General features: G+C 74.0%; 14 protein-coding genes. 9 read left to right on the top strand and 5 right to left on the bottom strand.

Annotation, left to right across the window (positions count from 1 at the left end; translation table 11 throughout):
• Positions 1 to 39: 39 nt before the first annotated feature.
• The 6 genes from CLV72_RS09545 to CLV72_RS09570 all read left to right on the top strand — a co-directional run bounded on the left by CLV72_RS09545 (position 40) and on the right by CLV72_RS09570 (position 5,386).
• On the top strand, positions 40 to 2,112 hold the full coding sequence (locus tag CLV72_RS09545; protein ID WP_106243186.1) for a PhoX family protein: 2,073 nt from the start codon (positions 40 to 42) through the stop codon (positions 2,110 to 2,112).
• A gap of 157 nt (positions 2,113 to 2,269) precedes the next feature.
• The gene (locus CLV72_RS09550) at positions 2,270 to 2,725 is read left to right on the top strand and encodes an SRPBCC domain-containing protein (RefSeq protein ID WP_106243189.1); all 456 of its coding nucleotides are present in this window, start codon (positions 2,270 to 2,272) and stop codon (positions 2,723 to 2,725) included.
• Positions 2,725 to 3,072, top strand: a complete 348-nt coding sequence (locus CLV72_RS09555) for an ArsR/SmtB family transcription factor (RefSeq protein WP_106243191.1) — start codon at positions 2,725 to 2,727, stop codon at positions 3,070 to 3,072. Before CLV72_RS09550 ends, CLV72_RS09555 begins: the two co-directional genes overlap by 1 nt.
• A gap of 93 nt (positions 3,073 to 3,165) precedes the next feature.
• Entirely contained in the window at positions 3,166 to 3,450 is a 285-nt protein-coding gene (locus CLV72_RS09560) for a hypothetical protein (protein WP_106243194.1), read from the top strand.
• A gap of 26 nt (positions 3,451 to 3,476) precedes the next feature.
• Positions 3,477 to 4,688: a sensor histidine kinase gene (locus tag CLV72_RS09565; RefSeq protein WP_211302785.1), complete on the top strand. Its 1,212-nt coding sequence runs from the start codon at positions 3,477 to 3,479 to the stop codon at positions 4,686 to 4,688.
• Positions 4,685 to 5,386 carry a response regulator transcription factor gene (locus CLV72_RS09570; protein WP_106243197.1) on the top strand — a complete coding sequence of 234 codons (702 nt, stop codon included), beginning with the start codon at positions 4,685 to 4,687 and terminating at the stop codon, positions 5,384 to 5,386. Before CLV72_RS09565 ends, CLV72_RS09570 begins: the two co-directional genes overlap by 4 nt.
• A 253-nt stretch (positions 5,387 to 5,639) precedes the next feature.
• Here CLV72_RS09570 and purL read toward each other — a convergent pair whose 3' ends face one another.
• The 5 genes from purL to purS all read right to left on the bottom strand — a co-directional run bounded on the left by purL (position 5,640) and on the right by purS (position 10,139).
• A complete protein-coding gene (purL, locus tag CLV72_RS09575) occupies positions 5,640 to 7,931 on the bottom strand; it encodes a phosphoribosylformylglycinamidine synthase subunit PurL (RefSeq protein WP_106243201.1) in 2,292 nt (763 codons plus the stop codon).
• Between the two features lie 68 nt (positions 7,932 to 7,999).
• Positions 8,000 to 8,458, bottom strand: coding sequence for a hypothetical protein (locus CLV72_RS09580; protein ID WP_106243205.1), 459 nt, complete (start codon positions 8,456 to 8,458; stop codon positions 8,000 to 8,002).
• A 10-nt stretch (positions 8,459 to 8,468) separates the two neighbouring features.
• Complete coding sequence (gene purQ, locus CLV72_RS09585) at positions 8,469 to 9,155, bottom strand: phosphoribosylformylglycinamidine synthase subunit PurQ (RefSeq protein ID WP_106243208.1); 687 nt, start codon at positions 9,153 to 9,155, stop codon at positions 8,469 to 8,471.
• A 181-nt stretch (positions 9,156 to 9,336) separates the two neighbouring features.
• Positions 9,337 to 9,780, bottom strand: coding sequence for an ATP-binding protein (locus CLV72_RS09590; RefSeq protein WP_106243212.1), 444 nt, complete (start codon positions 9,778 to 9,780; stop codon positions 9,337 to 9,339).
• 116 nt (positions 9,781 to 9,896) lie between these two features.
• Positions 9,897 to 10,139 (bottom strand): phosphoribosylformylglycinamidine synthase subunit PurS, encoded by a 243-nt coding sequence (gene purS / locus CLV72_RS09595; protein ID WP_106243216.1) that lies wholly within the window; start codon positions 10,137 to 10,139, stop codon positions 9,897 to 9,899.
• 447 nt (positions 10,140 to 10,586) lie between these two features.
• Here purS and CLV72_RS09600 point away from each other — a divergent pair, with 447 nt between their 5' ends.
• The 3 genes from CLV72_RS09600 to CLV72_RS09610 all read left to right on the top strand — a co-directional run bounded on the left by CLV72_RS09600 (position 10,587) and on the right by CLV72_RS09610 (position 13,744).
• On the top strand, positions 10,587 to 11,207 hold the full coding sequence (locus tag CLV72_RS09600; protein ID WP_106243219.1) for a sigma-70 family RNA polymerase sigma factor: 621 nt from the start codon (positions 10,587 to 10,589) through the stop codon (positions 11,205 to 11,207).
• Between the two features lie 390 nt (positions 11,208 to 11,597).
• Positions 11,598 to 12,755, top strand: coding sequence for a pyruvate dehydrogenase (acetyl-transferring) E1 component subunit alpha (pdhA, locus tag CLV72_RS09605; protein ID WP_106243222.1), 1,158 nt, complete (start codon positions 11,598 to 11,600; stop codon positions 12,753 to 12,755).
• Complete coding sequence (locus CLV72_RS09610; RefSeq protein WP_106243225.1) at positions 12,755 to 13,744, top strand: alpha-ketoacid dehydrogenase subunit beta; 990 nt, start codon at positions 12,755 to 12,757, stop codon at positions 13,742 to 13,744. The genes pdhA and CLV72_RS09610 overlap by 1 nt, the downstream gene beginning before the upstream one ends.
• Position 13,745: the final 1 nt, after the last annotated feature.

Raw genomic sequence — 13,745 nt, forward strand, 5'->3', positions numbered from 1 at the left:
GTGGGCCGTTTCCCTGTTCGTTTCGGACCTGGAGGCCCTGTGTCTGGCTCCACCCCGCGCAGACGACTGCTCCCGATCATCTCCGCACCGCACCCCTCGGGCCGCAGTGCGATGACCTGCCGGTTCCGCTGCGGTGACGCGTGCGACCACGCCGTCCCGAACCAGAGTGGCAACGAGTACTTCGGCGACGTGGTCGCCAAGGCGCTCTCCCGCCGCAATGTGCTGCGGGCGGGGGCGGTGGGCGCGGCCGCGGTGGGCTTCGGCGGCCTCGTGGGCTCGGCCCCCGCCATGGCGGACCCGGGCCGCGGCCGCGGCCGAGGGGGCGGCGCGCGGCTGCGCTTCACCCCGATCGAGCCGACCACCGCGGACGCGGTCGTCGTCCCCGAGGGCTACCAGAGCGCCGTGGTGGTGCGCTGGGGCGACCCGGTGCTGCCCGGGGCGCCCGCCTTCGACTTCGACAACCAGACGCCCGAGGCGCAGAACGCCCAGTTCGGCTACAACTGCGACTACGTCGACTTCTTCCCGATCAGCGACGACCGCGCGCTGCTGTGGGTGAACCACGAGTACACCAACGAGAACCTGATGTTCCGCGGCTACGTCGACGGCAACGAGGCGCCGATCGAGCAGATCGAGATCGGCATGGCCGCCCACGGCGGCAGCGTCGTGGAGATCGCGCGCTCGGGCCGCACCGGCCGCTGGGAGCTGGTCACCCAGGGCCGCCGCCGCTACAACCGCCGCATCACCGCGCAGACGCCGATGCGCTTCACCGGCCCGGCCGCTGGCCACGAGCTGCTGCGCACCGCCGCCGACCCCGAGGGCCGCAACCCGATCGGGATGCTGAACAACTGCGCGGGCGGCAACACCCCGTGGGGCACCATCCTGACGGCCGAGGAGAACTTCAACCAGTACTTCGTCGGCGGCAACGGCGTGCCCGAGGCCGACCGGCCGGCGCTGCAGCGCTACGGCATCTCCACCAGCGGCGACGGCCGCGCCGGTAACCGCCGCTTCGACCGGGTCGAGGAGCGCTTCGACCTGGCCCGCCACCCGCACGAGGCCAACCGCTTCGGCTGGATCGTGGAGATCGACCCCTTCGACCCCACCTTCACCCCGCGCAAGCACACCGCGCTGGGCCGGCTCAAGCACGAGGGCGCCACCCACGCGCTCACCCGCGACCAGCGGGTGGCGGTCTACATGGGCGACGACGAGCGCTTCGACTACGTGTACAAGTACGTCAGCCGCGACCGCTTCCGCCGCGGCAGCCGGCGGCACAACAGCTCGCTGCTGGACGACGGCACCCTGTACGTCGCCCGGTTCACCGGCGACAGCCCGGAGGCCGAGATCGACGGCACCGGCACGCTGCCCTCGGACGGCGAGTTCGACGGCACCGGCCAGTGGATCAAGCTCGTCGAGGGCGACCGCAGCTTCGTGGAGGGCATGTCCGCCGCCGAGGTGCTGATCCACACCCGGATCGCCGCCGACCGGGTGGGCGCCACCCCGATGGACCGCCCCGAGGACGTCGAGCGCAACCCGGTCAACGGCGCGATCTACGTGGCGCTGACCAACAACTCCTCGCGCACGGCCGCGCAGGCCGACGAGGCCAACCCGCGCGCCGCCAACCGCTACGGCCACATCGTGGAGATCGCGGAGCACCGCAACGACGCCGGGGCCGAGCGCTTCAACTGGCGGATCCCGGTGGTCTGCGGCAACCCCGACGACCCGTCGACGTACTTCTCCGGCTTCGACAAGAGCCGCGTGTCGCCGATCTCCTCGCCGGACAACCTCGCCTTCGACGACTCCGGCAACCTGTGGATCTCCACCGACGGCCAGCCCGGCTCGATCGGTGTCAACGACGCGCTGCACGTCATGCCGGTCGAGGGCTCCGACCGGGGCTACCTGCGGCAGTTCCTCAGCGTGCCCGTCGGCGCCGAGACCTGCGGCCCGTTCATCACGCCGGACCAGAAGACCGTCTTCGTGGCGGTCCAGCACCCCGGCGAGGTGGACGAGGCGACCCCGGACAACCCGGCCACCCAGTTCCCCGACGGCCCCGGCGGCCAGCCGCGTCCGTCGGTGGTGGCGGCCTGGCACACCGGGGGCGGTGACATCGGCAACTGAGCCACCCGGTCCACCGTGCGGGGGCGGAGCCTGCGGGCTCCGCCCCCGTCCGCGTTCCCGGTGGGCGGCCCCGTCGTTGTGCCACCTTACGGTTGCACATCAGGACGCGATGTGCAACTGTAAGGTGTCAGTTCAGTCGTGACCTGAGGGGGCCGCCATGGCACCGGAACCGGACGCCGTGCGGCGCGAGATCGCGATCCGGGCGCCGATCGACGCCGTCTGGGAGCTGGTCACCCGGGCCGAGCACGTCCAGAAGTGGTTCGCCTTCGACGGCGCGCGCCTGGACCTGCGCGTCGGCGGCGCGATCGAGCACTTCTGGGCGGAGCACGGCCGCTACCGGGGGATCATCGAAGAGCTGGTGCCGCCCACCCGGCTGGCCTACCGCTACTCCGCCGTCCCCGACACCGAGCCCGAGCCCGGCCGCCAGACCCGGGTGGTCTTCGAGCTCAGCGCGGGCGCCGACGGCACCACCACCGTGCGGGTCACCGAGAGCGGCTTCGCGGCGCTGGACCTGTCCCCCGAGGAGCGGGCCGCGCACCTGGAGGGGGTCCGCCAGGGCTGGGGCGGCGGCTTCGCGATGCTGGCGGAGCTGGCCGAGCGGCGGGAAGGCTGATGCCGCCGGCGCCCGCCGGCGCCCCGGTCGCCGTGTTCGCCGCGCTGGCCGACCCCACCCGCTGGCAGCTGCTCGACCTGCTCGCCGAGGCCGACCGCAGCGCCTCCGCCCTGTCGCGGGCGGTGCCGGTCAGCCGCTCCGCCGTCCTCAAGCACCTCGCCGTGCTCGAACGGGCCGAGCTGGTCGGCCGGCACCGCTCCGGCCGCGAGGTCCGCTTCTCGGTCCGCCCGGAGCGCCTGGCCGCGACGGCCCGCTGGATCGAGGCGACGGCCGCCGCCTGGGACACCCGCCTGGCCGCCCTCCGCGAGCTCGCGGAGGGCCGCTCCGCGCCGGGCAACGCCGGCTGAGCGCCGCGCCTCCACCCTCCCGCCGCCGTCTCCACCCCGGTCTCCACCCTGCGGAGGAACCGCCCGGAGCGCCGGCTGCCTAGCGTGTCGCGCATGAACGAACGAGACGGCGGGCGCGGCCCGCTGCGCGGGATGCTCGACGCCTTCCTCGGCACGGGCGGCTCCGACGGGGACGGCGGGCGCAGGTCGAGGCGGAACAGCCTCGTCCTCGCCGTCCTGGACCGGATCCTGGCGGCGACCGGGGAGAAGGGAGGCAAGATGTCCACAGGGCGGCTGCTGGTGGTCGTGGCCGTGATCGGCCTGGTGCTGGTGCTCGGCTTCCTGGCCTACCGGATGATCATGATCGAGCTGATCCTCGGGCTGGCGCGCGAGCGCTAGCCCGGGGCGGAGGGATGCGGCGCGGTATGGCGCGGATGTGGCGGCGGCTGTGGCGGCTGGCCGGGTCCGACGATCCCGAGACCGGCTGGCTGGTCCGCGCCGCCTCCACCGTGGCGCTGCTGTGGGCGGCGCTCGCCGCGCCGCCGCACGGCGCGCCGCTGTGGGTGTGGGTGCTGTTCGGCGCCGGGCTGACCTGCTGGCTCGCCTACGCCCTCGGCGACCCCGTGCTGCCGAGGGCGTCGATCGCGGCCCTGGCGCTGTGCTCGCTGCTGACGGCGCCGCTGGCGGGCTCGCAGAGCGCCGCGGGCGTGGTGCTCTTCTACGTGGCGCTGAGCACCTTCGCGCTGCACCTGCGGCCGGGCGTGCCGGAGATCGCCGGGCTGCTGGCCGCCGACCTCGCGCTCGCGCTGGCCGCCATGCAGCTGCTGTGGCAGCGCTCCCCGGCCGCCATGCTGGCGCACGCGGCCGCCTTCGCCGGCGTCGTCCTGTTCGCGCTGCACCGGCGGCAGTACCGCGTGCAGGCGCGGCAGACGGCGCTGCTGCTCGAACGCACCCGCCAGGCGCAGGCCGAGCGGGCCAGGGCGGCGGCGCTGGACGAGCGGGCCAGGATCGCCCGCGAGCTGCACGACGTGCTCGCGCACTCCCTGGGCGCGCTCAGCGTGCAGCTGGAGTTGGCCGAGGCGCTGCTGACCGAGCGGGGCGACACCGAGGGCGCGGCGCAGCGCCTGCACCGGGCGCGCGGGCTCGCCGCCGAGGGCCTGGAGGAGGCCCGCGCCGCCGTCGCGGCGCTGCGCGAGGACCCGCCGCCGCTGCCCGACGCGCTGGCCGCGCTCGCCGCCGCCCACACCCGCGACCACGCCGTCCCGGTACGGCTCGGCATCGAGGGCGAGCCGGTGCCGCTGCCCGCGGCGGCCGAGGTCTCACTGGCGCGCGCCGCCCGCGAGGCGCTGACCAACGCCGCCAGGCACGCGCCCGGCGCCCCGGTCCGCGTGGAACTGCGCTACCTGGACGGCGGCGCCCGCCTGCGGGTGCGCAACGAGCCGCCGGCCGACCCGCCACCGCCCTCGCGCCCCGGCGGGCACGGCCTGGCCGGGATGCGCGAGCGGCTGGCGCTGGCCGGTGGCACCCTTGAGGCGGGTCCGCAGGACGACGGTGACCGGGGGTGGACGGTGACGGCGGAGGTGCCGGGAGCACGGACGGCCGCGGCCGGAGACGCGCCCGGCGGAGGCGGCGGATGAACCCGGCCGCCCCCGGGCGGCGCCCCGGCGGCCGGGCGCCGCTGCGCGTCGTGGTCGCCGACGACCAGTCGGCGGTGCGGGAGGGGCTGGTCGCCCTGCTCGGCCTGCTCGACGGCGTGTCGGTGGCAGGGGCGGCGGCCGACGGCGAGCAGGCGCTGCGGCTGGTGGCCGAGCACCGCCCCGACGCCGTCCTGATGGACCTGCGGATGCCGGTGGTCGACGGCGTCCGCGCGACCGAACTGATCGTCCAGCAGTACCCCGACGTGGCGGTCGTGGTGCTGACCACCTATGCCGACGACGAATCGATAGCGGCGGCCCTGCGCGCGGGAGCGCGCGGCTACCTCACCAAGAACGCGGGCCGCGCCGAGATCGCCGCCGCGCTGCACGCCGCCGTGGCCGGCCAGTCCGCCTTCGACCCCGCCGTCTCCGCCCGGCTCACCGCCGCCTTCGGCGCCGCCGTGCGCGCCGGCCGCCCCGCGGAGCCGCCCCCCGCGCCGCCCGACGGCCTCACCGCCCGCGAGGCCGAGGTCCTGCGCGCCCTGGCCCGCGGCCTCAGCAACGCCGAGATCGGCGCCGAACTGTTCATCGCCGAGACGACCGTCAAGACGCACATCAACAACGCCTTCGCCAAGATCGGCGCCCGCAACCGCACCGAGGCCGCCCACTACGCCCACCGCCACGGCCTCACCGAGGGCTAGGGTCTCCGCTGGTCGGGTGTCCGCGGTTTCCCTGCATTGGCCCGACGGTGCCCTGAAGGGGCCCGGCGACCAGTGGGGGGACGGCCGGAGTGCCGCGCGGCTCCGAGCACGTGGACGCCGGTCACCGCCGCGGTCACGATGGCCGCGGGGCCGCTCGGGTCCGCGCTCGCGAACCGCGGCCCGTCCACCCCCTGCCCGCCGTTCGGAGGGCGGACGGCGCCCGGATCACCGCCCGGCGCCGTTCGCACGCGCCTCAGCGCTCCGTGTCGGCGACCAGGCGCCCCTCGTAGGCGGCGCGCAGCTCGTCGGCGGACAGGCGGATCGGGCCGTCGGCGAAGGCGCCCTCGATGACCAGGGAGGTGCCGGTGGTGCGGCCCAGGTCGGTGGCCGGCACGCCGTGGCGGCGGCAGGCGGCGGCGAAGTCCTCCTCCCGGCCGGGGCGGACGGCGACCAGGGCGCGGGCGGCGGACTCGCTGAACAGGGCGGCGAAGGGGTCGCCGGGCAGGACCACCCGCGCGCCCACGGTGCCGTGCAGCACGCTCTCGGCCAGCGCGGTGCCGAGGCCGCCGTCGGAGAGGTCGTGCGCGGCGTCCACCAGGCCGTCGCGGGCGGCCTCGGCCATCAGGGCGCCCAGGGCCCGCTCGGCGGCCAGGTCGACGCGGGGCGGCAGCCCGCCCAGGTGGTCATGGACGACCCGCGCCCAGGCGGAGCCGCCGAACTCGTCGTCGGTCTCGCCGAGCAGCACCACCGCGGCGCCGGCCGTGCCGAAGCCCGAGGCGATCCGCCGGCTCACGTCGTCGTGCACGCCGAGCACGCCGATGACCGGGGTGGGGTGGATCGCGGTGTCGCCGGTCTGGTTGTAGAAGCTGACGTTCCCGCCGGTGACCGGGGTGTCCAGCTCAAGGCAGCCGTCGGCCAGGCCGCGGACCGCCTCGGCGAACTGCCACATCACGCCGGGGTCCTCGGGCGAGCCGAAGTTCAGGCAGTTGGTGACGGCCAGCGGCCGGGCGCCGGTGACCGCGACATTGCGGTACGCCTCGGCCAGCGCCAGCTGGGTACCGGTGTAGGGGTCGAGCTTGGTGTAGCGGCCGTTGCCGTCGGTGGCCAGCGCGATGCCCAGGCCGGTCTCCTCGTCGATCCGCACCACCCCGGCGTCGTGCGGCACCGCGAGCACGGTGTTGCCCTGGACGTAGCGGTCGTACTGCGAGGTGACCCAGGACGGGTCGGCGATGCCCGGCGAGGACAGCACCCGCAGCAGGTCGCCGCGGAGCTCGGCGCCGCGCACCGGGCGGGGCAGCCCGACGGCGTCGTCGGCGTTGAGCGCGTCCAGGTAGCCGGGCCGGGCGTAGGGGCGCTGGTAGACGGGGCCCTCGTCGGCGGCGGTGCGCGGCGGCAGGTCGACGACGGTCTCGCCGTGCCAGGTCATCACCAGCCGCCCGCCCCGCTCGGCCTCCTCGGGGCTGACGTCGGTGACCTCGCCGATCACGGTGGCGAGGATGTCCCACTTGGCGCAGACGGACATGAAGGCGTCCAGCTTGCCGGGCTCGACCACCGCCATCATCCGCTCCTGCGACTCACTCATCAGGATCTCCTCCGGAGTGAGCCGGGGGTCGCGCAGCGGCACCCGGTCCAGCGCCACCCGCATGCCGCCGGTGCCGGCCGCGGCCAGCTCGGTGGTGGCGCAGGAGACGCCGGCCGCGCCCAGGTCCTGGATGCCCACCACCAGGTCGGCGGCGAACAGCTCCAGTGAGCACTCGATGAGCAGCTTCTCCAGGAAGGGGTCGCCCACCTGCACGCTGGGGCGCTTGGCCTGGCTGGCGTCGTCGAAGCTGGCGCTGGCCAGCACGGAGGCGCCGCCGATGCCGTCGGGCCCGGTGCGCGAGCCGAACAGCACCACCTTGTTGCCGGGGCCGGGCGCCTGCGCGAGCTTGATGTCGCCGTGCCGCATCACGCCGACGCACAACGCGTTCACCAGCGGGTTCCCGGTGTAGCAGGGGTCGAAGCCGAGTTCGCCGCCGATGTTGGGCAGCCCGAGGCAGTTGCCGTAGAAGGAGATCCCCGAGACCACGCCGGGCAGCACCCGCCGGGTGTCGGGCGCGTCGACGGGGCCGAAGCGCAGCGCGTCCATCACCGCGACCGGCCGGGCGCCCATGGTCAGGATGTCGCGCACGATGCCGCCCACGCCGGTGGCGGCGCCCTGGTGCGGCTCCACGTAGGACGGGTGGTTGTGCGACTCGATCTTGAAGGTGACGGCGTAGCCCTGGCCGATGTCGACCACACCCGCGTTCTCGCCCATGCCGACCAGCAGGGTCCGCGCGGCCGAGGCGGGCACCTTCTCGCCGAACTGGCGCAGGTGCGCCTTGGAGCTCTTGTAGGAGCAGTGCTCGCTCCACATCACCGAGTAGATCGCCAGCTCGGCGGAGGTGGGCCGGCGGCCGAGGATCGCGCGGACCCGCGCGTACTCGTCGTCCTTCATGCCGAGTTCGGCGTAGGGCTGGGACGTGTCGGGGCTCTGACCGGCGCGGGCGACGGTGTCGATGTGCATGCGTGACCGTTCTGCGGGGCTGGGCGGGGGGGACGGGTCAGGGGGCCGGGCGGCGGCCGGGCGCGGGTCTAGGCCGGTGCGCCCCAGGTCATCAGCAGGGTAGCCGCCTCTTCCGGGTTCTCCAGGTCGGTGGGTCCGCCGGCCACCACGACGGCCTCGCGGGTGGCCAGGAACTCGCCGGTCTCCTCGTTCTGCACCGTGACGTCGTAGCCCTCGTCGTGCAGGCGCTCGCGGACGCGGTCCAGCTGCTCGTCCACGGTCGCGTCCTCGGCGGACAGCCCGATCACCCGGATGCAGATGTCGCTGCACTGCTCGCCGTAGTCGTCGTACCGGATGTCCTGCGGCGGCTCGCCCATCTCGGCCGCCGGCGGCGCGGGCTGCGGCGGGGGCGCCGAGGCGGCGGCGTCCGGCGGCTGGGCGGACGGCGCGAAGCCGATCAGCCCGCTGATCGCCGGGACCACCAGGCCGAGGCAGACGATGCCGACGATCACCATCAGCAGCCGCGGGGAGCGCATCAGCTTGAGCATCGCGGCCGCCCTACGCCGGCGTCCCGACCAGGCGGGACATGATCGAGGTGAAGAACGGGAGGCCGTCGGTGGAGGGCCCGGTCAGCTCCTCCACGGCGTGCTCGGGGTGCGGCATCAGCCCGACGACGTTGCCGTGCTCGTTGGTGATGCCGGCGATGGCGTCGGCCGAGCCGTTGGGGTTGGCGCCGGCGTAGCGGGCCACCACCCGGCCGTTCGCGGTCAGCTCCGCCAGGGTGGCCGCGTCGGCGACGTAGCCGCCCTCGCCGCTCTTGAGCGGGATCAGCGGCTCGTCGCCCACCCGGTAGTCGCCGGTCCAGGCGGTGTCGGTGCTCTCGATGCGCAGCCGCTGGTCGCGGCAGACGAAGTGCAGGCTGGAGTTGCGGGTCAGCGCGCCGGGCAGCAGGGCGGACTCGCACAGGATCTGGAAGCCGTTGCAGATGCCCAGGACCGGCAGCCGGCCGGCCGCGGCGGGCGGCAGGATCTCGGCCATGATCGGGGCGAAGCGCGCGATCGCGCCGCACCTCAGGTAGTCGCCGTAGGAGAAGCCGCCGGGGAGCACCACGGCGTCGACGCCGCGGAGGTCGGCGTCGCCGTGCCAGAGCGGTACGGGGGTGGCTCCGGCGATCCGCAGCGCCCGGGCGGCGTCGCGGTCGTCGAGGGAGCCGGGGAAGGTGACGACGCCTACACGGGCGGTCATGCGCACTCTCCGTGGTCGTTTGCCGGTTCGCCGCGGTTCCGCCGACGGGTCCGCCGCGGGCGCCGCGCCGGCGTCGGCACGGCCGGGGGTCCGCTAGAAGGCTACCCGGTGCGCGCGGGTCCGCAGATCAGGGAGGGCCGCGGGCGTACCGCGGCCCGTCCCGCCGGCCGGCCGGGAGCGCTCAGGAGGCGCGGGAGACGGCGCCCACCAGCTCGCCGGGCCGGTCGTCGCGCCAGCGCACCCGCTTCTCCAGGCAGACCGCCATCCGGGCGCCGTCGTCGCGGACGAAGCTGACGTCGTCGACGAGGGCCCGCATCAACGCGATACCGCGCCCGGACTCTGCGTCGGGCGCGGCTGGCGGTACACGGGAGAGATCGAATCCCGATCCCTCGTTGACGATTTCGAGAATGCAGCAGGAATCGCGTATGAGTACGTTCAGTTCGTAGCCGTGTGCGGACACTCCGTGGTCCACGACATTGGTACAGGCTTCTGAGCTGGCGATGAGAATATCGTCGAGGCATTCCTCTGCCACGCCCAGCGCGCGGAGGGTGTCCCCGACGACGCGCCGCATCACCGGAACCGTGTACGCGGCGCGCGGCAGCGCCAGTGAGAACCTGACATCCATGGGCCCAACCCCCGTCGCCGGCCCGGGAGGAGGCCGGTGGGACCCGGCCGCCTCGTCATGCGTCACAAGGTAGACGGTTCCCGCTGCCCATTGTGGTAATCCCACAGATGCGGAAACTATTCGACACGCAGTTCGAAATCCTCGATGACCGGATTCGCGAGCAATGTCTGGGCCATCTCCCGCACTTCAGTCAGAACGGTCTCACTGGCCGGACCGTCGATCTCGACCTCGAACCGTTTGCCCTGGCGTACCGACGTGATCGCGGGAAAGCCGAGCCGCGCGCTGGCGCTCGCGATGGCCTCCCCCTGGGGGTCCAGGATCTCCGGCTTGAGCATGACGTCGACGATGACGCGCGCCACGTGTCCTCCTCGGGTGCGGTGGGCCGGCCGCCGCCGGCCGGCGGCTGACCTGCGGCCCGACCGGCATACAATGGAGTAGCCGGGGGCCGCCGAGGGCACCGGTCGGGGCGCCCGGCGTGTCATTCTTCCAGGTCTCGCGGCAGCACCGGCCCCCGCGCCCGGCCCGCCCCGCCGTTACCGGGCCGTGACCCAAATCACGCCCGCCGTCGTCACCATCCGGGCCCCTCCCGAACGTCTATCAGTGTGGGGCACCGGGAAGTGGACCCGGAGCGGGGCCGCGACCCCAGCGCACGGCGCGGCAGCGCGGCCCGCCGAACGGCCTCTCCACCCGCTCCACCCCGCGGCCGCCGATCCCGACGCCGCCCCGCCCACCAGCCGGATCCGACCGGCTCGGCACCACCCGACTCCACCCGCCGCAACGACGCGTCACGACCTGCGGAGGTTCGCATGGCCCTACTCGTTCAGGACCGTCAGGACGAGACGGACACCAAGAGCACCGCGCCCGAGGCGAGCGCGCACGACGACTTCACCGAGAACGTCGTGCCCTTCGCCACCCAGCTGTACCCGGCGGCGCTCCGGATGACCCGCAACCCCGACGACGCCGAGGACCTGGTGCAGGAGACCTTCGTCAAGGCGTACGCCAACTTCCACCAGTTCCGCGCCGGCACCAACCTGCGGGCGTGGCTGAACCGCATCCTGACCAACACCTTCATCAACGGCTACCGCAAGAAGCAGCGGGAGCCGCAGCAGGACGTCACCGACGTGATCCACGACTGGCAGCTGGCCGCCGCGGCCGACCACGAGTCCGCCGGGCTGCGCTCGGCCGAGGCCGAGGTGCTCGACCGGCTGCCCGACGCCGAGATCCGCCGCGCGATGGAGGCGCTGCCCGAGGACTTCCGCCGGGTCGTCTACCTGGCCGACGTCGAGGGCTACGCCTACAAGGAGATCGCGGCGATGATGGGCACCCCGCTGGGCACCGTGATGTCGCGGCTGCACCGCGCCCGGCGGCAGCTGCGCTCCCAGCTCACCGGCTACGCGCGGCGCCGGGGCATCGCCGCGGCGGCCTGAGCCGAAGGGCGGCCCCGCGGCCGGCGGCGGGCCGTCAACTCGGACGTCACAACAAGTACTAGGACGTCAAACCAGCAGGTCAACGGGGTTTCGGGCATTCCGCGACAAGCGCGGGCGGCGTAGGATCACGGCGGGCTCCACGGGGCAGCGGTCCTGTTTCCAGACAGGCGCCGCCCGTCCGGGCGCGGCCCACCGGAGGTTCCGGGGCGGGCGGCAGGGCTCGTCTGGGGCGTGGGAAAACTCGGGTCCGGGTCTTGCCAGGTGCACCGTGACGTCTGTCACCATGGCGGTCAGGCCACCGCCGAGCCCACCACCCCAGGGCTCGGGAGTGGATACCAGGCCGTGAGGGGGCGACCCGCCCTTCGGCCCCGACCATGCGAGGAGTGACGGATGTCGATCAGTACCTCGAACGCCGCCCCGGTATCCGGGCAGGCGTCGAGCGCCGCGGCACCGGAACCGGAGGAGCTGGTGCAGCTGCTCACCCCCGAGGGTGAGCGCCGCGAGCATCCGGACTATCCGCTCGACCTGTCCCCGGAGGAGATCCGCGGCCTCTACCGCGACCTGGTGCTGGTGCGCCGCTTCGACACCGAGGCCGTGTTCCTGCAGCGGCAGGGCGAGCTGGGGCTGTGGCCGTCGCTGCTGGGCCAGGAGGCGGCCCAGGTCGGCTCGGCGCGGGCCCTGCACGGCCACGACATGGTCTTCCCGACCTACCGCGAGCACGGCGTCGCGATGTGCCGCGGGGTGCGGCCCGAGCAGCTGCTCGAACTGTTCCGCGGGGTGAGCCACGGCGGCTGGAACCCCAAGGAGCACGGCTTCCACCTGTACACGATCGTGATCGGCAGCCAGACCCTGCACGCCACCGGCTACGCCATGGGCATCCAGCGCGACGGCCGGGTGGGCGCCGAGGGCGAGGCGGCGCTGGCCTACTTCGGCGACGGCGCCTCCAGCCAGGGCGACGTGAACGAGGCCTTCGTGTGGGCGTCGGTCTTCCACGCCCCGGTGGTGTTCTTCTGCCAGAACAACCAGTGGGCCATCTCCGCGCCGCTGGCCAAGCAGTCCCCCATCCCGCTGTACCGGCGCGCGGCCGGCTTCGGCTTCCCCGGCGTGCGGGTCGACGGCAACGACGTCTTCGCCTGCCTGGCCGTCACCCGCCAGGCGATGCGGGCCGCCCGCGAGGGGCAGGGCCCCAGCCTGATCGAAGCCTTCACCTACCGGATGGGCGCGCACACCACCAACGACGACCCCACCCGCTACCGCCTGTCGGGCGAGCTGGAGGAGTGGAAGCTCAAGGACCCGATCGAGCGGCTGCGCGCCTACATCGCCCGCGAGGGCCTGGCCGGCGCCGACTTCCTCAGCGGGGTCGACGCCGAGGCCGAGGAGCTGGGCGAGCAGGTCAGGCGGGCCTGCCGCGAGCTGCCCGACCCGCGTCCGATGGAGATCTTCGACCACGTCTACGCCGAGCCGAACAGCCAGGTGGACGAGGAGCGGGAGCGCTTCGCGGCGTACCTGGACTCCTTCGAGGGCGCCGAGCACGAGGGGGACCGCTGATGCCGACCACCACGCTGACCCTGGGGCGGGCGCTGAACGCCGGAATGCGCCGCGCCATGGAGGCCGATCCGAAGGTGCTCGTCATGGGCGAGGACGTCGGCAAGCTCGGCGGCGTCTTCCGGGTCACCGACGGACTGCAGAAGGACTTCGGCGAGGACCGGGTCGTCGACACCCCGCTGGCGGAGTCCGGCATCATCGGCACCGCGATCGGGCTGGCGCTGCGTGGCTACCGGCCGCTGTGCGAGATCCAGTTCGACGGCTTCGTCTTCCCGGCCGCCGACCAGATCATCACCCAGCTGGCCAAGATGCACATGCGCTCGCGCGGCTCGATCCGGCTGCCGGTGGTGATCCGCATCCCCTTCGGCGGCGGAATCGGCGCCGTGGAGCACCACAGCGAGTCGCCGGAGGCGTACTTCGCGCACACCCACGGCCTGCGGGTGGTGGCCTGCGCCAACGCGGTGGACGCGTACTGGATGATCCAGCAGGCCATCGCCTGCGACGACCCGGTGGTGTTCTTCGAGCCCAAGCGGCGCTACTACGACAAGGGCGAGATCGACGAGACGGCGCCGCTGGAGTCGGCGCTGCCGATGGGCGCGGCCCGGGTGGCCAGGGCCGGCACCGACCTCACCATCGCCTGCTTCGGCCCGATGGTGAAGACCGCGCTGGAGGCGGCGGCCGCGGCCGAGGAGGAGGGGCGCTCGGTGGAGGTGCTCGACCTGCGCTCGCTCTCACCGATCGACTACCCCGCGCTCTTCGACTCGGTGCGGCGCACCGGCCGGCTGGTGGTGGCGCACGAGGCGCCGGTCGCCTACGGCCTGGGCGGCGAGATCGCCGCGCGTGTCACCGAGGAGTGCTTCTACCAGCTGGAGGCGCCGGTGATCCGGGTGGGCGGCTTCGCCACCCCGTACCCGCCGGCCCGGCTGGAGGAGCACTACCTGCCGGACCTGGACCGCGTCCTCGACGCGGTCGACCGGTCGCTGAGCCACTGAG

The sequence above is a fragment of the Allonocardiopsis opalescens genome (genome assembly GCF_003002095.1).
Taxonomy (GTDB): domain Bacteria; phylum Actinomycetota; class Actinomycetes; order Streptosporangiales; family Streptosporangiaceae; genus Allonocardiopsis; species Allonocardiopsis opalescens.

Bases quoted from the DNA above. Each gene is read 5' to 3' on its own strand.
- CLV72_RS09610 (WP_106243225.1), top strand. From the start codon at position 12,755: ATGCCGACCACCACGCTGACCCTGGGGCGGGCGCTGAACGCCGGAATG.
- CLV72_RS09565 (WP_211302785.1), top strand. From the start codon at position 3,477: ATGGCGCGGATGTGGCGGCGGCTGTGGCGGCTGGCCGGGTCCGACGAT.
- CLV72_RS09580 (WP_106243205.1), bottom strand. From the start codon at position 8,458: ATGCTCAAGCTGATGCGCTCCCCGCGGCTGCTGATGGTGATCGTCGGC.
- purQ (WP_106243208.1), bottom strand. From the start codon at position 9,155: ATGACCGCCCGTGTAGGCGTCGTCACCTTCCCCGGCTCCCTCGACGAC.
- CLV72_RS09555 (WP_106243191.1), top strand. From the start codon at position 2,725: ATGCCGCCGGCGCCCGCCGGCGCCCCGGTCGCCGTGTTCGCCGCGCTG.
- CLV72_RS09560 (WP_106243194.1), top strand. From the start codon at position 3,166: ATGAACGAACGAGACGGCGGGCGCGGCCCGCTGCGCGGGATGCTCGAC.
- CLV72_RS09550 (WP_106243189.1), top strand. From the start codon at position 2,270: ATGGCACCGGAACCGGACGCCGTGCGGCGCGAGATCGCGATCCGGGCG.
- purL (WP_106243201.1), bottom strand. From the start codon at position 7,931: ATGCACATCGACACCGTCGCCCGCGCCGGTCAGAGCCCCGACACGTCC.
- CLV72_RS09590 (WP_106243212.1), bottom strand. From the start codon at position 9,780: ATGGATGTCAGGTTCTCACTGGCGCTGCCGCGCGCCGCGTACACGGTT.
- pdhA (WP_106243222.1), top strand. From the start codon at position 11,598: ATGTCGATCAGTACCTCGAACGCCGCCCCGGTATCCGGGCAGGCGTCG.
- CLV72_RS09570 (WP_106243197.1), top strand. From the start codon at position 4,685: ATGAACCCGGCCGCCCCCGGGCGGCGCCCCGGCGGCCGGGCGCCGCTG.
- CLV72_RS09600 (WP_106243219.1), top strand. From the start codon at position 10,587: ATGGCCCTACTCGTTCAGGACCGTCAGGACGAGACGGACACCAAGAGC.